The sequence below is a fragment of the Aneurinibacillus tyrosinisolvens genome, from assembly GCF_001015055.1.
Lineage (GTDB): Bacteria > Bacillota > Bacilli > Aneurinibacillales > Aneurinibacillaceae > Aneurinibacillus_A > Aneurinibacillus_A tyrosinisolvens.
In genome coordinates this window covers 1-20,310 of the sequence record NZ_BBWZ01000011.1, presented here as the reverse complement: position 1 = coordinate 20,310, position 20,310 = coordinate 1, and the positions used below count along the sequence as shown (strand labels likewise).

At 47.5% G+C, this 20,310-nt stretch carries 19 protein-coding genes; 16 read left to right on the top strand and 3 right to left on the bottom strand.

Features of this window, described 5'->3' with window-relative positions; translation table 11 throughout:
• Window positions 1–36 precede the first annotated feature (36 nt).
• Window positions 37–1,281 (top strand): competence/damage-inducible protein A, encoded by a 1,245-nt coding sequence (locus MBEAL2_RS12090; protein WP_047152566.1) that lies wholly within the window; start codon window positions 37–39, stop codon window positions 1,279–1,281.
• On the top strand, window positions 1,282–2,865 hold the full coding sequence (locus MBEAL2_RS12085) for a DEAD/DEAH box helicase (RefSeq protein ID WP_047152565.1): 1,584 nt from the start codon (window positions 1,282–1,284) through the stop codon (window positions 2,863–2,865).
• Window positions 2,866–2,929: 64 nt separating this feature from the next.
• Here the strand turns inward: MBEAL2_RS12085 and bioA are convergent, their stop codons facing one another.
• The 3 genes from bioA to MBEAL2_RS12070 are packed head-to-tail and all read right to left on the bottom strand — an operon-like array spanning window position 2,930 to window position 5,668.
• On the bottom strand, window positions 2,930–4,306 hold the full coding sequence (gene bioA, locus MBEAL2_RS12080; RefSeq protein WP_047152564.1) for an adenosylmethionine--8-amino-7-oxononanoate transaminase: 1,377 nt from the start codon (window positions 4,304–4,306) through the stop codon (window positions 2,930–2,932).
• Between the two features lie 16 nt (window positions 4,307–4,322).
• Window positions 4,323–5,084: a dethiobiotin synthase gene (bioD, locus tag MBEAL2_RS12075; protein WP_047152563.1), complete on the bottom strand. Its 762-nt coding sequence runs from the start codon at window positions 5,082–5,084 to the stop codon at window positions 4,323–4,325.
• Window positions 5,081–5,668, bottom strand: coding sequence for a biotin transporter BioY (locus tag MBEAL2_RS12070; RefSeq protein ID WP_047152562.1), 588 nt, complete (start codon window positions 5,666–5,668; stop codon window positions 5,081–5,083). Before MBEAL2_RS12070 ends, bioD begins: the two co-directional genes overlap by 4 nt.
• Window positions 5,669–5,938: 270 nt before the next feature.
• Between MBEAL2_RS12070 and recA the strand changes: the two genes are divergently transcribed.
• From recA to cotE, 14 genes are all read left to right on the top strand, one after another.
• The gene (recA, locus tag MBEAL2_RS12065; protein WP_047152682.1) at window positions 5,939–6,994 is read left to right on the top strand and encodes a recombinase RecA; all 1,056 of its coding nucleotides are present in this window, start codon (window positions 5,939–5,941) and stop codon (window positions 6,992–6,994) included.
• 67 nt (window positions 6,995–7,061) lie between these two features.
• Entirely contained in the window at window positions 7,062–7,730 is a 669-nt protein-coding gene (locus MBEAL2_RS12060) for a RecX family transcriptional regulator (protein ID WP_047152561.1), read from the top strand.
• 255 nt (window positions 7,731–7,985) lie between these two features.
• Entirely contained in the window at window positions 7,986–9,533 is a 1,548-nt protein-coding gene (rny, locus tag MBEAL2_RS12055; protein WP_047152560.1) for a ribonuclease Y, read from the top strand.
• Window positions 9,534–9,637: 104 nt separating this feature from the next.
• A complete protein-coding gene (locus MBEAL2_RS12050) occupies window positions 9,638–10,435 on the top strand; it encodes a TIGR00282 family metallophosphoesterase (RefSeq protein ID WP_047152559.1) in 798 nt (265 codons plus the stop codon).
• A 120-nt stretch (window positions 10,436–10,555) separates the two neighbouring features.
• Window positions 10,556–10,816: a stage V sporulation protein SpoVS gene (spoVS, locus tag MBEAL2_RS12045; RefSeq protein WP_047152558.1), complete on the top strand. Its 261-nt coding sequence runs from the start codon at window positions 10,556–10,558 to the stop codon at window positions 10,814–10,816.
• Between the two features lie 116 nt (window positions 10,817–10,932).
• The gene (locus MBEAL2_RS12040) at window positions 10,933–11,889 is read left to right on the top strand and encodes a dipeptidase (protein WP_047152557.1); all 957 of its coding nucleotides are present in this window, start codon (window positions 10,933–10,935) and stop codon (window positions 11,887–11,889) included.
• A 234-nt stretch (window positions 11,890–12,123) separates the two neighbouring features.
• Complete coding sequence (locus MBEAL2_RS12035; protein ID WP_047152556.1) at window positions 12,124–13,860, top strand: 2-oxoacid:acceptor oxidoreductase subunit alpha; 1,737 nt, start codon at window positions 12,124–12,126, stop codon at window positions 13,858–13,860.
• A gap of 1 nt (window position 13,861) precedes the next feature.
• Window positions 13,862–14,728, top strand: a complete 867-nt coding sequence (locus tag MBEAL2_RS12030) for a 2-oxoacid:ferredoxin oxidoreductase subunit beta (protein WP_047152555.1) — start codon at window positions 13,862–13,864, stop codon at window positions 14,726–14,728.
• Window positions 14,729–14,892: 164 nt separating this feature from the next.
• Window positions 14,893–15,630 carry an MBL fold metallo-hydrolase gene (locus MBEAL2_RS12025; protein WP_047152554.1) on the top strand — a complete coding sequence of 246 codons (738 nt, stop codon included), beginning with the start codon at window positions 14,893–14,895 and terminating at the stop codon, window positions 15,628–15,630.
• Between the two features lie 571 nt (window positions 15,631–16,201).
• Complete coding sequence (locus tag MBEAL2_RS12020) at window positions 16,202–16,564, top strand: response regulator (RefSeq protein ID WP_047152553.1); 363 nt, start codon at window positions 16,202–16,204, stop codon at window positions 16,562–16,564.
• Between the two features lie 61 nt (window positions 16,565–16,625).
• Window positions 16,626–17,081: a chemotaxis protein CheX gene (locus MBEAL2_RS12015; protein ID WP_047152552.1), complete on the top strand. Its 456-nt coding sequence runs from the start codon at window positions 16,626–16,628 to the stop codon at window positions 17,079–17,081.
• 198 nt (window positions 17,082–17,279) lie between these two features.
• On the top strand, window positions 17,280–18,782 hold the full coding sequence (gene miaB / locus MBEAL2_RS12010) for a tRNA (N6-isopentenyl adenosine(37)-C2)-methylthiotransferase MiaB (protein WP_047152551.1): 1,503 nt from the start codon (window positions 17,280–17,282) through the stop codon (window positions 18,780–18,782).
• A 3-nt stretch (window positions 18,783–18,785) separates the two neighbouring features.
• The gene (locus MBEAL2_RS12005; protein WP_047152550.1) at window positions 18,786–19,244 is read left to right on the top strand and encodes a YlbF/YmcA family competence regulator; all 459 of its coding nucleotides are present in this window, start codon (window positions 18,786–18,788) and stop codon (window positions 19,242–19,244) included.
• 277 nt (window positions 19,245–19,521) lie between these two features.
• Complete coding sequence (gene cotE, locus MBEAL2_RS12000; RefSeq protein WP_052947679.1) at window positions 19,522–19,767, top strand: outer spore coat protein CotE; 246 nt, start codon at window positions 19,522–19,524, stop codon at window positions 19,765–19,767.
• Window positions 19,768–20,310 lie beyond the last annotated feature (543 nt).

Here is a 20,310-nt window from a genome sequence, read left to right as displayed (position 1 = left end):
AAAAGTGCTATTGACTTTTATGGGAGGCTCTACATTATGAAGGCAGAGATCATCGCGGTTGGAACGGAACTGTTGCTGGGCCAAATCGCGAATACAAATGCGCAGTTCTTATCACAGAAACTCGCTGAAATCGGAATTGGTGTTTATTATCATACCGTCGTTGGCGATAACGCTGAGAGGCTGTATGCAGTGATTCAGGAAGCAATGGATCGTTCGGAACTTATTATTTTTTCAGGCGGGCTTGGACCTACAAAGGATGATTTAACGAAAGAAACGGTTGCGAAGGTGGTCAATCGGCCGCTCGTAGAAGACGAGCAGGCGATGGAGCGCATTCTTGCTTACTTTGCACAGCGCAGCATCCCGATGACAGAGAACAACCGGAAACAGGCGCTCGTCGTAGAAGGAAGCCGGGTTCTTCCGAATGACCACGGAATGGCGCCGGGAATGGCGATTACGTATGGTGCGAAGCAGTTAATGATGCTGCCCGGCCCTCCAAAAGAGCTGTATCCGATGTTTAACCAGTATGGGCTGCCTTATCTTCTGTCTCTGCTAAGCGAAAATAATATTGTGTATTCCAAGGTGCTCCGTTTCTTTGGAATTGGCGAATCCGCCCTGGAAGAAAGCCTGATTGATTTAATCGATAATCAGAGTAATCCAACGATTGCTCCGCTCGCTTCTGAAGGGGAAGTGACGATCCGGCTGACTGCTCAGGCGCAAACGGCCCCGGAGGCGGAAAAGCTCATCCGTACCGTGGAACAAAAAATCGAGGAAAGAGTCGGGCAATATATATACGGTTATGACGAAGACTCACTCGCATCTGTTTTGGTAGCAGAATTAACGAAGCAGGGAGCAACCGCAGCATTTGCGGAAAGCGTAACAGGCGGCTTAGCGAGCCATCTGCTGACGTCCGTTCCAGGCAGCTCGCGCGCCCTTGCTGGCAGCGTTGTCTGTTACACGAACGGTGTAAAGCATGGCCAGCTTGGCGTACCGCAGGATGTGCTGGACACTGCGGGTGCCGTTAGCGAAGAAACGGCGCGGATTCTCGCTGAACAGGTCCGCCTGCGCCTGGGCAGCAGCTATGGGGTTTCTATTACGGGAGAAGCCGGTCCCACTCCCTCAGAAGACAAACCGGTTGGTCTGGTATATATCGGAGTAAGCGATGGGGCGAAAACGGAAGTGAAGGAGCTTCAGCTTTCCGGCGGGCGGTATGGCATCCAGCTGCGTGCGGCAAAGTATGCGATTTTTACATTGATTGAACGAATAAAAAAAGGTGGTTTTTAAATGGCAGGTTTTTCTGATTTTGCTTTACATAAAACGATTCAGCAAGCAATTCATGATATGGGGTTTGAAGAGCCATCCCCCATTCAGGAACAATGTATTCCTAAAATCCTCGAGGGTGTGGACCTGGTTGGCCAGGCACAGACCGGAACGGGGAAGACGGCCGCTTTTGGCCTCCCGCTCATCGAAAAAGTGACCGGACAGAATGCGGTGCAGGCAATTGTTCTCACACCGACCAGGGAACTTGCGATTCAAGTTTCCGGTGAATTAATGAAGATAGCGAAGTATAAGCGGGTTCGCACACTTCCTATCTATGGCGGCCAGTCGATCGGGCATCAGATTCGGGCGCTGAAGCAGGGGGTCCATGTTGTTATCGGGACACCGGGCCGTGTGCTGGATCATCTGCGTCGCAAAACTTTGCGCCTTGATCAGGTAAGGATGCTTGTGCTCGATGAAGCCGATGAAATGCTCGACATGGGTTTCCAGGAAGATATTGAGTCAATTATTAAGGAAACATCTTCCGAGCGCCAGACCCTTCTCTTCTCGGCAACAATGCCGCAGGAAATTCTTCGCCTGTCCCGCAAATATATGAACGCGCCGGAGACAGTGGCAATCAGCCGCAAAGAAGTAACAGCGCCGACAATTGAACAGGTGTATTATAAAGTATTCGAACGCAGCAAGCTGGAGAGTCTATGCCGCATTCTTGACAGCGAAGAAATCGATCTTGGCATCGTGTTCTGCCGCACCAAGCGCGGGGTTGATGAACTGACAGAGGCACTGCAGGAGCGGGGGTATATGGCGAATGGTCTGCACGGTGATCTCAGCCAGGCCCAGCGCGACAAAGTAATGCAATCGTTCCGTGACGCAACGATTGAATTGCTTGTTGCGACGGATGTTGCTGCACGCGGAATTGACGTAGGCAATGTATCGCATGTCGTAAATTACGATATCCCGCAAGACCCCGAGAGTTATGTGCACCGAATTGGCCGTACCGGACGCGCGGGCCGCAAGGGAATTGCGATGACGCTCATAACACCGCGCGAAATGAAGCAGCTGCGTACGATTGAAAAAATATCAAAGAGTGCCATTGAATCCCGGACGGTCCCTTCCATTGAAGAGGTCATGGAGCGCCAGCAGACGATTTGGCGGGAACAGCTCATTGCCCTTGTGGAAGGTGACAGTGATATGACGCCGTTTATGGAAGTGGTCAGGCAGTTAAAGGAAGAATATCCGCTTGAGAAAATTTCCGCAGCCGCTCTTTCGATTGCCTTCTCTTCTTCTATTTCACCCGGAGAAGAAGAAGTGTACGATTTTGGAGAAACGGGTGCTTCCAACGGCATGGTTCGTTTCTTCATTAACATTGGCCGCAGCGTAGAAATCAAGCCGCCGGATTTAATTAAGGAGATTACCGAGCTCGTCGGTATCTCTGGAAAATCCATCGGCCGCATTGATATTTTTGAGAACTTTTCGTTCGTGGAAGTAGCGAAGGAGAGCGCGCCGTTTGTATATGAAGCGCTGCGCCACTCGCGCATGAAAGGAAAGCGCATTAACATCGAACCGGCAAAACCACGTGCAAAGCGCCAGTAAACAGGCGCAGAAAAACCCTTTCGCCAGAAATGGACGAAAGGGTTTTTCTGTATAGTGTAAGTTTCTATTTTATGTACGCTTGTTCCGTTACGGACCGGACCGCATCGTACGTAATATCCAGCAAACTGCTTAGTTCATCTATGCTCATCGACAGAATGGGCATAAGGACGATAACCGGACCAAGCGGGCGGATAATCGCGCCGTGCCTGCGGGCGTGGAGAATCACGCGGTGCTCTACCTGCTCGTGTGCCGGGAATGTCGCTTTGCTTTCTTTATCCGTTACCAGTTCAATGCCTGCCATCATACCGCGCTGCCGCACATCCCCTACATAGGGCAGGTCGCGAAAAGCGGCCAGCCGCTGCTCGAGAAACGCGATTTTTTCGGGCAGAAAGGCGATCAAGGCGTCCTGCTCTAGCAGTTCGATATTTTTCAAGGCGACGGCGCAGGCCAATTGATTTCCGGTATACGTATGCCCGTGGAAAAAAGTGCGCACCTCTTCCGGTTCCCCAAGAAAAGCCTCAAAAACTTCTTCGCAGGTGAGCGTGGCCGCCAGAGGCAGGTAGCCTGCGGTCAGCCCTTTAGCAACACAGAGGAAATCAGGGGTTACATTTTCCTGCTCGCAGGCAAATAGCGTACCGGTGCGTCCGAAGCCGACCGCAACTTCATCGGCAATCAATAGTACGTTGTATTTTGTGCACAGCTCGCGCACGCCGCGCAGAAAGCCCCCTGGTGCTGTAATCATCCCCGCTGCACCCTGGACGAGTGGTTCGATAATGAGTCCGGCTATCTCCGCATGGCGTTCCTGGAGCAACTGCTCCAGCGCCTGCAGGCATGTTTTTCGGCACATTTCCTCATCGTTGTCCTCTGTCATCCGGTACGTGTATGGTGCTGGCACTGCGAGGCGTTCGAACAGGAGCGGCTTGAATATTTTATGGAAGGTATCCATGCCTCCGACGCTAACGGAGCCGATCGTATCCCCATGATACGCCTCATCTAAAGAAATAAACTTGTTTTTCGCCGCATAGCGAACAGGGTCTTTCAGCTTCCAGTATTGGTACGCCATTTTCAGCGCGATTTCAACTGAGGTAGAGCCGGAGTCGGAGTAGAACACTTTGTTCAGTCCTTCCGGCGTAATTTCAACCAGCTTTTTGGCCAGCAGGATAGAAGGGACATTGGCGGCGCCAAGCAGAGTAGAATGCGCAATTTTTTTCGCCTGCTCCGTGAGTGCGGCATTGAGCTTTGGATGGCTGTGGCCATGCACGTTAACCCAGAGTGAGGAGTAGCCATCCAAATACTTGTTACCTTCCACGTCATATAAATAGCTGCCCTCGCCGCGTTCGATAATAAGCGGTTTTTCCCCGCGGTATGCTTTCATCTGGGTAAAAGGGTGCCACACATATTGTTTGTCCCATGCTTCAAGATTTGCAGCCCAATCATTCATCGCAATCCCCTCCGAATTATGTTGTATGTATCCACGTGTTTTGTGCTTCTTCTAACCGTTGAAGCAGCAAGTTTACATTGACGGTCTTTTCTATCGCCGGCAGAGCCGCGCGCACTGCATGGGCGGTTGGTTCTGCCAGAATCGGAAGTGTCCCGACAACCGGAAGGCCGGTTAAGCGTACCAGCATAGAAAAGTTATCCTGTTCCATTTCGTTTGGTTCACCAGGAAAGCGGTTAATGAGAAGGCCGAGTACCGGAATGCCATGAAGCTGCGCATACGCCGCGGTCAGTACCGTATGGTTAATGGTGCCAAGGCCCGGATGTGTAACGAGAAGAAGCGGCAGCCTTAATTCTTTAAGTAAATCTATTGTCATATATACAGACATATCGTCTGAGGACAACGGAACGGCCAGACCGCCCGCGCCTTCAACTAGAACGAGTTCATTTTCTTCCCGCAGCATATCGAGTTGTTCAGAGATACGGGCAGGATCAATCGATGTTCCGGTCTGCTGGGCAGCGAGGTGCGGCGAGACAGCAGGCTCCATACAGTAAGTACAGAGCTGGTCCTGTTCATAGGCCAGCGAAGAAACGGCACGATAGAAAGCGACATCTTCAGCAATAAGCTTTGCATCTTCCCAAATGCCTCCGCTCTGCACAGGTTTGTATGGAACCGCGCGGTAACCTTGAGCAAGTAAAAGTGCTGTTAAACAACCGGTTGCCATCGTTTTGCCTATCCCTGTATCTGTTCCGGTAATAAAAAAAGTTTTACCTGTTTTCATGCTTTCACATCCTTTACGATTCTTCGTCTAAGTGGGCTGATTTGTTTAAATACTTTAACGCCAATCACAGAAGCAGCAATGCAAAGCACGATGTCACCGGGGACGGCCAACAGGAAACCGTAAAGAAACGTATTCCACAAGGAGAAGGCTGTACCTGCGATAAAATTCATGGCAATGTACAAATAAAGTGTGCCACAGACATAAACGATGAAGAGGCCGAAAAAGTGGGCAATCGTAAAGTCGCGCAGCTGAGGATTTTCCTTTTTCTCAATGAGACGGCCGATAGCGTAGGCAGCAAGCACGAACCCAAGAAGGTAGCCGAAGGTTGGCTTTAGAATATAGCCGACACCCCCGCCTTCAGTAAATACAGGAACACCGGCCAGGCCAACAGCCAGGTAGACGAGCTGGCTAGCAGCGCCGAGCCGGCAGCCCAGCAGGGAACCTGCAAAATAAACGAACAAAATCTGCAGGGTAAAGGGGACTACAGGCACTGGAATGCGGATGAAAGCACCGAGGGCAGTTAAGGCGCTAAACATAGCGACGAGGGTCAGGCCTGCGGTTGACATTCTTCGTTTTGTTATCATATGACTCTCAACTCCTTCTCAATTGTTAACAAATACAAAGACGAATGTATACAATTATCAGATTATAAAATGAACAACCGAATTGTCAACTTATAAAAAAAATAAAGTTAACATTTAAATGGAAAAAATTAGTGAAATATTTATCGAAAAGCGAATAAATGTTCGTTAAAAGTGCTTGGCAAACGCGTGAAAAAGAGGTAAAATATATATTAGGTTAACCGAGGAGACAATGATTTTTTAATTATAGATATATTGAAGGGAGCGATGGCTTTGTCCGATCGCAAAGCAGCTTTAGATATGGCGTTACGCCAGATAGAAAAACAATTTGGTAAAGGTTCGATTATGAAATTGGGTGAGATGGCCGCTACGCACCAGGTTTCCACAGTATCCAGCGGTTCGATTGCGCTTGATATCGCACTCGGTATTGGCGGATACCCGCGCGGTCGAATTATTGAAATATACGGTCCTGAATCTTCCGGTAAAACGACGGTTGCTCTGCATGCTATCGCGGAAGTTCAGAAGACAGGCGGCACGGCTGCTTTCATTGACGCGGAACACGCTCTCGATCCTGTATATGCGGGTAAGCTCGGCGTAAATATCGATGACTTGCTTCTTTCACAGCCGGATACAGGTGAACAGGCGCTTGAAATAGCGGAAGCACTCGTTCGCTCCGGGGCAGTTGATATCATCGTTATCGACTCCGTAGCTGCCCTCGTTCCGAAGGCGGAAATTGAAGGGGAAATGGGAGACTCTCATGTAGGTCTTCAAGCTCGTCTCATGTCCCAGGCACTTCGTAAACTTGCAGGTGCTATCAACAAGTCAAAAACGATTGCTGTCTTTATTAACCAGCTTCGTGAAAAAGTAGGGGTCATGTTCGGAAATCCGGAAACAACCCCAGGTGGACGTGCTCTTAAGTTCTATTCCAGCGTTCGCCTTGACGTTCGCCGAATTGAAACCTTGAAGCAAGGAAATGACATGGTCGGGAACCGGACAAAAATTAAAGTTGTTAAAAATAAAGTTGCGCCTCCTTTCAAAGTGTCTGAAGTTGACATTATGTACGGAGAGGGCATTTCCCGCGAAGGCAGCTTGCTTGATATCGGTACAGACCTTGATATCGTTAACAAGAGCGGTGCCTGGTACTCTTATAATGAAGAGCGCCTTGGCCAGGGCCGGGAGAATTCCAAGCAGTTTTTGAAGGAAAACCCTGATATTGCCCGTGAGATTGAGATTAAAATCCGCGACCACTATGATTTGGATAAGGTCGCGCAGCTTCCCCCTGCTGAAAATGATAATAAGGATGAAGCGCTCGCTCTTGATTTTGAATAACCAACAGAAAGAAGCATCCTAAAATAGGTGCTTCTTTTTTAATATATTCAGGGAAGGAGGAGAAGGCATGGAAAAGGACAAGCCATCCTCTATTATCACACGGCTGGAGAGACAGAAAAAAAACAAGGGCCGAATTAACGTATATATCGATGAGGAATTCAGCTTCGCCCTGCACGAAGATGTACTCATTAAATACCGCCTTACAAAAGGGCGTCAGCTTGATGCAGAAGAGATGGCGGACATTCTGCAGGCGGAGGAGAAAAACCGAGCCGAACAGTACGGGCTTCGCTATCTAGGTTACCGGCCGCGCACGGCCGAAGAAGTGCGTCAATACCTCTTGCAAAAAGGATTTCCCGAGCATGTGTGCAGTGATGTGACAGCGGAATTTATCGAAAAAAAATACTTGGATGATGGCGCATATGCAAGGCAATGGATCGAGGAGCGGCTGCGGCTGAAACCGCGCGGGCGCAATTTGTTGCGTCAGGAGCTTAGGAACCGCGGGATAAACAACCAGACGATTGAGCATGCCATGAACGGCATTGAGCAGGAGGACGAATGGCAGGCCTGTCTGCATATCGCACAGAAAAAATATGCCGCCGTTCGATTCTCCAGCTATCAGGAGATGAGAAATAAAGTCGGGCCGTTTTTACAGCGGAGAGGCTTTACACTTGAACTTATTGCCCGTGTGCTTGAGGAAATACGAAAGGATATTGTGGAAGGCGAAGTGCAGGAATAAGGAGAGCTACAGAGAGTGACATCACTGCCCATTCTTGACATTCTTGATGTATGATGGCAAAATGAATTTGTGTATTCCAATTTTTGAATCGCGGTACTCTATTTTTTTCGCTTAGCCCCGATTTTTGGAATATACAAGGTTTTGTATGATTTTACTGAGATCAAGCAATGCGATCTCATCCTTTACTTAAACCTGTAACTGTAAATGAAACAGAAACAAATGAAAACAACCTCAGATGCAAGGAGGTGACAGAAAATGACACTTACTTTAGTACCTGCCATTCTTGTTATACTTGCATCTCTGGTGGTCGGATCCCTGATTGGTTATTTTGTTCGTAAATCATTGGCAGAAGCGAAAATTTCCAGTGCTGAGGAAGCAGCACGGCAAATTGTTGATAATGCCGAGAAAGAAGCGGAAGCACTTAAGAAGGAAAGGGTTCTTGAAGCCAAGGACGAAGTGTATAAGCTGAGAACGGATGCCGAGAAAGAATTACGCGAACGGCGAAATGAGATTCAGCGCCTGGAGAAGCGTGTGCTTCAGAAGGAAGAATCTCTCGACCGGAAAATGGAATCATACGAGCGCAAGGAAGTGGAGCTTACCAATCGTGAACAAGTGATAGGTCAAATGCAAGTTCAGGCTGAAGAACTCCTTAAGTCTCATCAGACGGAGTTGGAGCGTATTTCAAGTCTTACAAGAGACGAAGCGCGACAAATTATTCTCGATAGAGTTGAGTCTGAAGCACGTCATGAAGCCGCGATGCTTGCTAAAGAAATTGAACAGCAGGCCAAGGAGGACGCGGAGAAGAAAGCCCGTGAAATCATTACCACTGCGATTCAGCGTTGTGCGGCCGATCATGTAGCCGAGACAACGGTATCTGTAGTAGCTCTTCCAAATGACGAAATGAAGGGCCGAATTATCGGCCGTGAAGGAAGGAACATTCGCGCGCTTGAGACGTTGACAGGTATCGACTTAATCATTGATGATACTCCGGAAGCTGTTATCCTATCCGGTTTCGATCCCGTCCGTCGTGAAATTGCACGGACCGCACTGGAGAAGCTTGTTGCGGATGGACGAATCCATCCTGCAAGAATTGAAGAAATGGTAGATAAGGCTCGCCGCGAAGTGGACGAACGTATTCGTGAATACGGGGAGCAGGCAACATTCGAGACAGGCATCCATGGATTGCACCCTGATCTTATTAAAATTTTAGGCCGATTGAAGTACCGTACAAGTTATGGGCAGAACGTGCTTAAGCATTCCATTGAAGTATCTCACCTCTGCGGGCTTATGGCTGCCGAGCTGGGAGAGGAGCAACTGCTTGCCAAGCGCGCGGGATTGCTGCATGATATCGGTAAAGCGATTGACCATGAGGTGGAAGGTTCCCACGTTGAAATTGGGGTAGAATTAGCGAAAAAATACAAAGAACATCCGGTTGTAATCAACGGAATTGCCTCGCATCATGGGGACTGCGAGCCGACATCTGTAATTGCGATGCTTGTAGCTGCAGCGGATGCGCTGTCTGCCGCACGACCTGGGGCACGCCGTGAAACACTGGAAACGTACATCCGCCGCCTTGAGAAGCTGGAAGAAATCTCGGAGTCGTTCGAAGGCGTAGAGAAATCATATGCGATTCAAGCAGGACGCGAAGTGCGGATTATGGTGAAACCGGATCAGATTGGTGACACAGAAGCACACAGTCTGGCCCGTGAAATCACGAAAAAAATCGAAAGCGAGCTCGACTATCCCGGACATATCAAAGTCACGGTTATCCGGGAGACAAGAGCAGTTGAATATGCGAAGTAACGAAATCAAAAGCTTCTCCGTGGAATTGGGGGAAGCTTTTGTGTTCCTTTAAGGCATACTGGTAAAACTACATAAAAAATGAACAAACGAAAGGTGAAGATAACATGAGATTGCTATTTATCGGAGACGTTGTCGGTTCTCCAGGAAGAGACATGCTCCAGGAACTGCTCCCCCGCCTCAAAAGTAAATATAACCCCCACTTTACGGTTGTCAATGGAGAGAATGCGGCTAACGGGCGGGGAATTACGCCGAAAATCGCGAAGCAGTTTTATGAATGGGGGGCGGGAGCGATTACGCTGGGCAATCATACGTTTGATAATAAAGAGGTGTTTGATTTTATTGATGACGATGCTTTGATTGTGAGGCCGGCTAACTATCCGGAAGGCGTGCCCGGAAGAGGCTATACATTTTTAAAAGGAATGCTCGGGGGGGAACTGGCCATTATCAATCTTCAGGGGAGAACCTTTCTTCCCCCGTCGGATTGCCCGTTTACGATCGCAGATCGGATTGTGGAGCAAGTTCGCAAGCGTACCCCTTACATTTTTGTGGATATGCACGCTGAGGCTACTTCAGAGAAGCAGGCAATAGCCTGGTATTTGAACGGTAGAGTGAGTGCGGTAGTTGGAACCCACACACACGTGCAAACGGCAGACGAACGGATTCTCCCCGGTGGAACGGCTTACCTGACAGACGTAGGGATGGTCGGTCCCCGTGACAGCATTCTTGGAATGGAAAGGGAAGCTGTCATTAAGAAGTTCCTCACAGGGCTTCCCGTTCGCTTCGAAGTTGCCGTGGTTAAACCCCAATTAAACGGGGTAATGATTGATATAGAAAAAGGTACCGGGCGCGCGCTCTCCATTCAAAGGATTGTAATCGACGACGATCATCCTTTCATGGAATAAAAATAGGTTTTAATTTTTTGAATTTTCTTTTATTATAAAATAACATAGTAGGAATGATTTGAGCCATCGCTGAATAGAGTAATTGTGGTAATTATCTATCTATCTAAGGAGGTACTAAAGATGGAAGTATTAAAAGTTTCAGCAAAATCCAACCCTAACTCTGTTGCTGGTGCCCTTGCAGGCGTTCTGCGTGAACGTGGTGCAGCCGAATTGCAAGCTATCGGTGCGGGCGCGCTTAACCAAGCGATTAAAGCTGTAGCGATTGCACGAGGATTTGTTGCACCCAGCGGCGTTGATCTCATCTGTGTCCCTGCTTTTACCGACATTCAAATCGATGGCGAGGAGCGTACTGCTATTAAGCTGATTGTTGAACCTCGATAACGGAAACTTCTCAATAATGAGTACTTCTTATAGTGGGTACCAAATTACGCCTGTTTATTCAAAAGAATGAACAGGCTTTTTGTTTTAGATATATAGAAACCAGGAGGGACTGCACGATGAAGATTTTTGATGGACACTGTGATGTTCTATATAAAATGTGGGAGGCGCAGCAAAAGAATGAAACGATTCCTTCTTTTTATAGCGAAAAGGAATCTTCGCTGCGTGTGACCATGCCGAATATGGCAGCGGCAGGTGTGGCGGTTCAAGCATGCGCTGTCTATCTTCCACAGCGGATCAGAGGCTCTCGCCGGTTTACCGCCGCTCTGGAAATAATTGATTTGTTCTATGAACATATTATTAAGGATGAGCGGTATATAAAACCGATTCGTACGGCTCATGACCTGGAGGAAGTAGAAAAGGGCGGGAAGAAGGGGGCTCTTCTTACATTAGAAGGGGCCGACGCACTCGAAGGGTCTTTGCTTAATTTGCGTATCCTTTATCAGCTCGGGGTACGCGCGATCGGGCTCACATGGAATTTTCGCAACGAGGCGGCTGACGGGGTAGGTGAAAGCAATCCGGCAGGGTTGTCCCAATTCGGAAAACAGGTTGTTATAGAGGCGAATCGGTTAGGGATCATACTGGATGTCTCGCATTTAGCGGAACCAGGTTTCTGGGAATTGGCTGAATTGACCCGGCAGCCATTTATCGCCAGCCATTCAAACTGCCGGGCCGTATGCGATCATCTGCGCAATCTGACCGATAAACAAATAAAAGCAGTTATAAAAGCAGGGGGCGTAATCGGGGTGACGTTTGTACCTTATTTCCTTTCGGCAAAAAGCAAAACTGATATAACAGACGTCCTGCGCCATATTGAACACCTTTTATCTCTTGGTGCGGAGGATCACCTTGCGTTCGGATCGGATTTCGACGGGATTGACGAGACGATGATCGATTTAACGAGCCAGCGTGAGTATACTAAACTGCGCGAAGCGCTCGTGAAGGAGTACGGGGAAAACAGGGTGAATAAATGGTTGTGGGGCAACTGGAAACGCATTTTAACTGCGCTTTTGTAAGAATCGCAATTTTCTTCAAGAAATCTCCCTACAAGGGTTGCAATTTATATCCGAGAGGTCTACAATGAAAAATGTTTGAAGTACACAATTTGTTCATATTTTTTAAATAGATACAGATAAGGTAGACGACCGACCAATTGGAAGAAGGCTCGAAACTGGTGTATCTGTTTAAAAAATGATACACTTATCTATCGAAAAAAACGAGCATTCTAACGTCTTGAAGGGGTGGAGTTCATGATTAATCAACTTTCCTGGAAAGTTGGAGGACAACAAGGTGAAGGGATTGACAGTACAGGCGAAATTTTCGCTATTGCTTTGAACCGTGCGGGGTATTTTCTATATGGTTACCGCCACTTTTCTTCCCGGATTAAAGGTGGCCATACGAACAATAAAATTCGTGTAAGCACCCGTCCAACACAGGGGATTTCCGACAACCTTGACATTCTTGTAGCATTCGACCAGGAGACAATCGATGTAAACAGTCCGGAATTACGCAAGGGCGGCGTTATTATTGGGGATTCCAAGTTCAATCCAAAGGCGCCTGAAGGGGCGGACGTACGTCTGTTCTCTGTACCGTTCACTGAAATTGCGGAAGAACTTGGAACCGCTCTTATGAAGAATATGGTTGCTATTGGTGCATCCACAGCTGTTCTTGGATTACCGACAGAATCTTTTACCGAAGTGGTAACAGAACTCTTTGGCAAGAAAGGCCAAAAAGTTGTTGATAAGAATATGGAAGCCATCACTCGTGGAGCGGAGTTTGTAAACAAAGAAGCAGGCGGTCCGATTGAAGAGTTGCGCCTTGAACCAGCTGACGGCAAGAAGCGTATGTTTATGATCGGAAACGATGCTGTAGCTATGGGTGCTCTTGTAGCTGGATGCCGCTTCATGCCGGCTTATCCGATTACACCGGCTTCCGAAATCATGGAGTACCTCGTTAAAAAACTTCCTGAGTTCGGCGGAACGGTTATTCAAACAGAGGACGAAATCGCAGCTGTAACAATGGCAATCGGCGGTAACTACGGTGGCGTTCGTACGATGACAGCATCGGCTGGTCCTGGACTTTCCCTTATGACAGAAGCGATTGGCCTTGCCGGAATTACAGAAACTCCGCTTGTTATCGTGAATACACAGCGTGGAGGTCCTTCAACCGGGATGCCGACCAAGCAAGAGCAATCTGACGTGAATGCAATGATTTACAGCACACACGGCGAGATTCCAAAAGTTGTACTTGCACCAAGTACGGCGGAAGAAGCGTTCTATGATACAGTTGAAGCTTTCAACATCGCTGAAGAATATCAGGTTCCTGTTATTCTGCTTACGGATTTACAGCTCTCCCTCGGCAAACAAACTGTGGAGCCGCTTGATTTAAGCAAGGTGGAAATCCGCCGCGGTAAGTTCATGGGTGGACAAGATATCCCTGAACATGAAGCTGAATTATTTAAGCGCTATGAAGTAACAGAAGACGGGATTTCTCCTCGTGTGATTCCGGGACAGAAATACGGAATTCACCACGTAACAGGTGTTGAGCATACGGAAACGGGCCGTCCGACAGAAGATCCGGTTATCCGTGTGAAACAAATGGATAAACGTTTACGCAAGCTTGATAAGCTTAAAGTTGACAATGCCGTTTATACGGAAGGTACGCATGAAACACCTGATTTATTAGTTGTTGGTATGGGCGGGATTCGCGGAGCGATTACAGAAGCGAGAGAACGCCTTGCAGCTGAAGGATTGAAGGTAAATCAGGCTCACGTACGCCTTATTCACCCATTCCCGGCTGAAGAGATGAAATCACTGATCAACAGTGCAAAGAAAGTCGTTGTTATCGAGCATAATGCAACAGGCCAATTGGCTGATCAAATCAAACTGCACGCAGGAGCTGCCGATAAAATCAATAGTATGTTAAAATACGATGGTAACCCGTTCTTACCTGCAGAAATTTATAGCAAATGCAAGGAGCTGTTGTAAAATGGCAACTTTTAAAGAATTCCGTAATAGCGTAAAACCGAACTGGTGCCCAGGATGTGGAGATTTCTCCGTTCAGGCAGCTATTCAACGCGCAGCGGCAAATGTTGGCCTTGAACCTGAAAATCTCGCTGTTGTTTCCGGTATCGGTTGTTCCGGCCGTATCTCCGGCTATATAAATGCATATGGTGTGCACGGAATCCATGGACGTTCACTTCCGATTGCACAGGGCTTGAAAATGGCGAACCGTGAACTGACAGTTATCGCTTCCGGTGGAGACGGTGACGGCTTTGCAATCGGGATGAGCCACACCATCCATTCTATCCGTCGTAACATGGATGTCACATACATCGTTATGGATAACCAAATTTACGGTTTAACAAAAGGGCAGACTTCCCCTCGTTCCTCAGAAGGATTCGTTACAAAGTCTACACCAAAAGGATCCATTGAACGTGACATGAAGCCGCTTGAGCTGGCACTGGCTGCGGGTGCAACGTTCGTTGCGCAAACAATGTCCAGCGATTTGAAAGGGATGACCAGCTTAATTGAGCAAGGTCTTAACCACAAAGGCTTCTCTTTAATTAACGTGTTCAGCCCATGCGTAACCTTCAACAAAATCAATACGTATGATTGGTTTAAAGAGCACGTGAAAAACCTCAGCGACATTGAAGGCTATGATCCAGCTGATCGTATCGCTGCAATGCGTGTATTAATGGAAACAGACGGCCTCATCAACGGCCTGATTTACCAGAACACAGAGCGTGAACCGTATGAAAGCCTTGTAAAGGGCTTCCGTGAAGAAGGACTTGCGAAGCAGGATCTTTCATTCGATGCGGATCGCTTCCAACAGCTTGTATCTGAATTTATGTAAGAGTTGCATGAGAAATACCGGTTGCCCCCTGGGGTGCCGGTATTTTTTTGTTGTTAAAGCATATGCTTTTCCTTTTTTGTATTGTGGCCCTGTTTTCTGGTATCGTATAAGGGACAACGCTTTTCGCTTATTTTAGCAGCGGAGACAGCAGGAGGATGAAACGGATGAAGCTAACCGTACTTGGATACCAGTCCCCGGCGCCCGGCCCGGGCGGGGCTACGCCAGGCTACTTACTTGAAACAGAAGAGGGAAAGATATTGATTGACTGTGGGAGCGGGATATACGCCCAGTTAATGAAATACATTAAAATCGAAGAGCTTACGGCGGTCGTTATGTCTCATTACCACCATGATCACGTATGTGACATCCCGATTCTTCAATATGGTGTTCTCATGGCTTCAATTTTCGGTAAAACAAGCCGGACGCTTCCAATATACGGACCGAAAAACCCGGAAGACTGGTCGAAGCGCATGAACTACCAGAGCCACACACGGCTAAGGACATACGACGAGAATTCTTCGCTCCGGATTGCCGGCCTCAACTTTTCGTTTCTGAGAACAGAACACCCGATGCTCTGCTACGCGATGAAAATAACGGATGGCAAAAAGACGATTGTTTACTCCGCTGATACCGGACCGGACACCGACTGGGGCCGCTTCGCTGATAGGTGTGATCTGTTTATTTGTGAAGGAACGTTTACAAAAGAGTTCGTGCCTGCCGGAAAGCGCGGACACCTTTCTGCCCGGGAGGCGGCAGAACTGGCCCGCAGAATTCAGGCGAAGCGCCTGCTCATTACTCATCTATCCCCTGACATTTCCCGTGAAAAGTATGCAGAAGATGTCGGAGAGGCGTTCCCCGGCGAATGGGAGCTGGCGGAAATCGGCCAGGTGTTTGAATGTTGAGCGTTCACCAACATACGGATGCCCGCTACCGATGTGGCGCATACGCTGCTTGCGCAGCGAATCAAACCCGGCCATACCGTCATTGGTGCAACAGCGATAACCAGGCACATCAGAGAGGAGTACGCCGGAGCGTACTCCTCCTTTATTTGATGCCCGATCCCCCTGGCAGCCCGGCCTACCTTCTAGGCGGAACTTTCCTGGTTTTTGCCCCCGCATGGGATTCCATCATTTTATTGCGAATTCATTTTTTGACCCCCAAATTTCCAGACAGCCTGCATCATTCGATGGTACATTCGGCACGGGCACATCCCGCTTATTCCGAAAGATTTCACAATGGGTGGCGCGGATGTTGCCTCCAGGTTTTCTCGGGACGTATATGTAGTATATCCCGAACAAAAATCTGCATAGGTGTTAATATTTTCAACAACAGTTATTGACCATTTTCCAATCGTGCATCATACTAAAGTAATACAACTTATTTCATTTTATTTTTATAAAGGTGAGCATGAGCTAGTTCTTTTGTTATTACATCTTGATATTTATTACTTCGTCAGTTCGGGAGGGAATTTTAATGAGTAAAAAAATATTAGTCGTAGATGACGCATCGTTTATGCGTATGATGATTAAAGGTTTTTTAACAAAGCACGGGTACACGGTAGCAGAAGAGGCAAGCAACGGGGCGGAAGCTGTTGAGAAATACAAGGTAGTAGCGCCCGATCTTGTAACGATGGACATTACAATGCCGGAGATGGATGGAATTGAGGCGGTAAAAGCAATCCGTCAGCATGATCCAAACGCCAAAATCATTATGTGTTCCGCCATGGGACAGCAAAATATGGTAGTACAGGCTATCCAGGCGGGAGCAAGAGATTTTATTGTAAAGCCATTTCAGGAAGATCGTGTAATCGAAGCAATTAAAAAAGTGCTCGACTAGCATCATGCACAATAGATTCGCCTCTGCGGACGCGAGGGATGGATTGGGGGATTAGGGAAATATGCAAGCCAAACAAATTAACGCCATTTTATTTGGAACACGAAGCGTTCTTGAGAATCACCTGGGTCTGAGCGTACAATCGGGTCAGCCTTTAGTGCAGGTTAACCCGGTCATGTCAGGACAAGTATCCGTTATTGTTGGAATGACCGGTTCGCTTAAAGTAGAACTCATTCTGGGAATGACGGAGAAAGCAGTAAGGGCCATTATTGGCAAAATGTTCGGTGGCATGGAAATCGAACAAATCGATGACATGGGATGGAGTGCTTTCTCCGAATTTGGAAACTGGGTCGGGGCGGCATGCTGCACGGAATTGACCAATAATGGTTTCGATGTGAACATCACGCCGCCGATTATTAACGAAGGGCAAAGTAAATTCCGTTCAGTACATAAATTTGTGAGTATTCCCTTTCAGGTGGATGAGAATGAAATTATGATACACGTGAGCGCCCAGGAATAGAAAAGGGATTTCCTGTCTTTCCAGATTGGACCTGGAAGGCCGGCTGCACAAGTGTACTTGTCTGCAGCCCGGCCTTTTTTTGTCAGCAATTACAGAACATTTGTTTTTCAGCCCGCTCAATTCTCCTTGCGCTCTGCATGTGGTATACTGTTTCGATGATGCATTTTTTATTTTATGAAATAACAGGAGGGAACATCCTTGAAAAAAGAACGTACTGTCTCGAATCATTCAGCGGACTTAAAATCCGGTAAGGATTATTCGAAATATTTTATTCCGCCGGATTTGAAGGAAGCAAAAAAACGCGGCAAAGAGGAAATACAGGTGGTGCAGTTCGGTGATATTGAAGGTGAACTAAAGACGCTGGGCAAGGGGAAAACGTTTTTAATGCGCACGTACGGCTGCCAGGCAAACGAGCATGACAGCGAAACGATCGCCGGTCTTCTCGGTTCGATGGGCTTTACACCGACCGAGGAAGAGAGAGAAGCGGACGTCATTCTTTTTAATACGTGCGCGATCCGGGAAGGCGCTGAAGATAAGGTGTTTGGCGAGATTGGCCGGCTTAAGCATTTGAAAAAAGAAAAGCCCGAATTAGTGCTTGGTGTCTGCGGCTGTATGTCACAGGAAGAAGCGGTTGTGAACCGGATTTTAAAAAGCTATCCGCATGTCGACTTAATTTTCGGTACGCATAATATTCATCGCCTCCCTGTATTGATGAGAGACGCCTTCTTCAACAAAGAAATGGTCGTCGAAGTATGGTCCAAAGAAGGCGATGTTGTAGAAAATATGCCGAAGGTGAGACAGAACGGACTGCGCGCCTGGGTTAACATTATGTATGGGTGCGACAAATTCTGTACGTACTGCATTGTTCCTTATACCCGCGGAAAAGAGCGCAGCCGCCGTCCTGAGGACGTGACTGCGGAAGTGCGCGATTTGGCGCGCCAGGGATACAAGGAAATTTTCCTGCTGGGGCAAAACGTCAACGCATACGGCAAGGATTTTACGGATCTGGAATATGGCTTCGGTGACTTGATGGACGAATTGCGCAAGATTGATGTGCCCCGCATTCGTTTTACGACAAGCCATCCGCGTGATTTTGATGATCACCTCATTGAAGTGCTGGCTAAGAAGGGGAATCTTGTTGAGCACATTCACCTCCCCGTTCAATCCGGAAGCACAGAAGTTCTTAAGAAAATGGCGCGTAAGTACACACGTGAACGCTATCTTGAACTTGTCCGTAAAATCAAAGAAGCGATCCCGGATGTTGTGCTGACGACAGATATTATCGTTGGTTTCCCGGGTGAAACAGAAGAGCAATTCCAGGACACGCTTTCCCTCGTGGAAGAGGTCGGATTTGATTCAGCTTACACCTTCATCTATTCTCCGCGTCACGGCACACCCGCTGCCGATATGGAGGACAATGTGAGCGAGCAGGAGAAAAAAGATCGTCTACAGCGCCTGATGGAAGTCGTTAACCGACTCGGACGTGAGAAAAACGAAGCGCTCCGCGACCAGGTCGTTGAGGTTCTCGTTGAAGGAGAAAGCAAAAACAACCCGGATGTATTATCAGGGCGTACGCGTACGAATAAACTTGTCAATTTCAGAGCGCCAAAGGACTGTATTGGCAAATTAATTCATGTTAAAATAAATGAGCCGCTAACATGGACATTAAATGGTGAGGTAGTTGAAAAAGTAGAGGTGTAGCTCATGGAAGAGAAAGAGGAACGTACATTAGATTATTCTTCGATTGTAGGGCAGGCACGCGAGCTTGCGGATTTGATTGCAGATTCCGAAGAAGTAGCGCGCTTCAAGCAGGCGGAAGAGAAGATTAGCGGAAACGCGAAGGTTCAAACGCTCATTACACGAATTAAACAGAAACAGAAGCAAATTGTGTCGTTTGAACATAACCGCCGGTATGATCTCATTCCTGAAATGGAAAAAGAAATCGATGCGCTGCAGGACGAACTGGATGCCATTCCGATTGTGGTGGAGTTTAAACAAACCCAGGAGGACATTAACGAACTCCTCCAGATGGTGACGAATGTAATTGCCAATTCGGTTTCTGAAAAAATTATCGTTTCAACCGGCGGCGATCCGCTTTACAATGATACGGGACATCCGAAAGCAAAGCCTGAAGGAACGGACGGCGGATGTGGAACCTGTTAATTTGAGTAAGATAAAAAAGATGCGGCAGGGCGAAAACCCTGTGCATCTTTTTTTGCCTTTCAGCAGGTGCTGTTCAGAGAAAAGTAAGACGCGTTTTTTGGCCGTCCTTTTTTAATCACCCTGGGCGTATGTACTGCATACCTATAATTATCAGTCATGATGCTGATACAGGGTGCAATGATCCGGGTGCGTACAATTAGAAAAATTTAATGTTGGCACCCGTGATGTTCGCCCTGCATACACATGTAGTGAAACGTTGTATGGAGGAGGTAACAACATGTCGAGTACAGATAAAGAAGTGCAGTGCAGGGAGATCGTCACAAAAGCTGTCTGTGGTAAAGGGCGGAGATGGTCTCAATCCACTCATACTGTTACCCCATCCCACAAAACGGCAAACATCCTGGGAGCCTGGGTAATTAATCATACGTACCGGGCTGATAAGGTGGGAGAAACCGTAGAGGTGAGCGGCACATACGAAATTAATATTTGGTATTCCTACAACAGAAATACGGAACTGATGTAACGCTAATTGTATCGATTTTGCATGAACGCTGTTTGGAAAGAACATTCCTGCCTCTCGTTTGTTTTGATACAATCAAGGTAGTTATGATACCGGCAGGGAAGGAAAACTAATGAATAAAGATAATCAGGCGGAGAAACAGCGCAAACAACAAAGCAAGCAGATGAAGAGAAAAAGATTGTCTAAAGGTAAATAACCTTGTATTATGCGTCCGTTTCTTTGGAAACAAAAGGTTGTTGCAGATAGCACACCAACCTGATAAGATAAAACGTGCCGCTCAAAAAGAGCTGGTGAACGATAAACAAAAAAGTGTTGCTAACAGCTCGATGTTCTGATATGATTTAGTTCCAGCAGTGAAGTTGACCACTAGAAACTAAAAAAGCGGACAAGCTGGAAAAAATAAGTACTTGTAAAGTGCTTGATGATTTGATAAGATAGTTAAGTCGCCGCTTGAACGAGCGGATGACGCTGAAAGAACAGTTCCTTGAAAACTGAACAGTGAAACTTCGAATGTGTGCGAGTTAAATTTTTATCCGACATTATTGT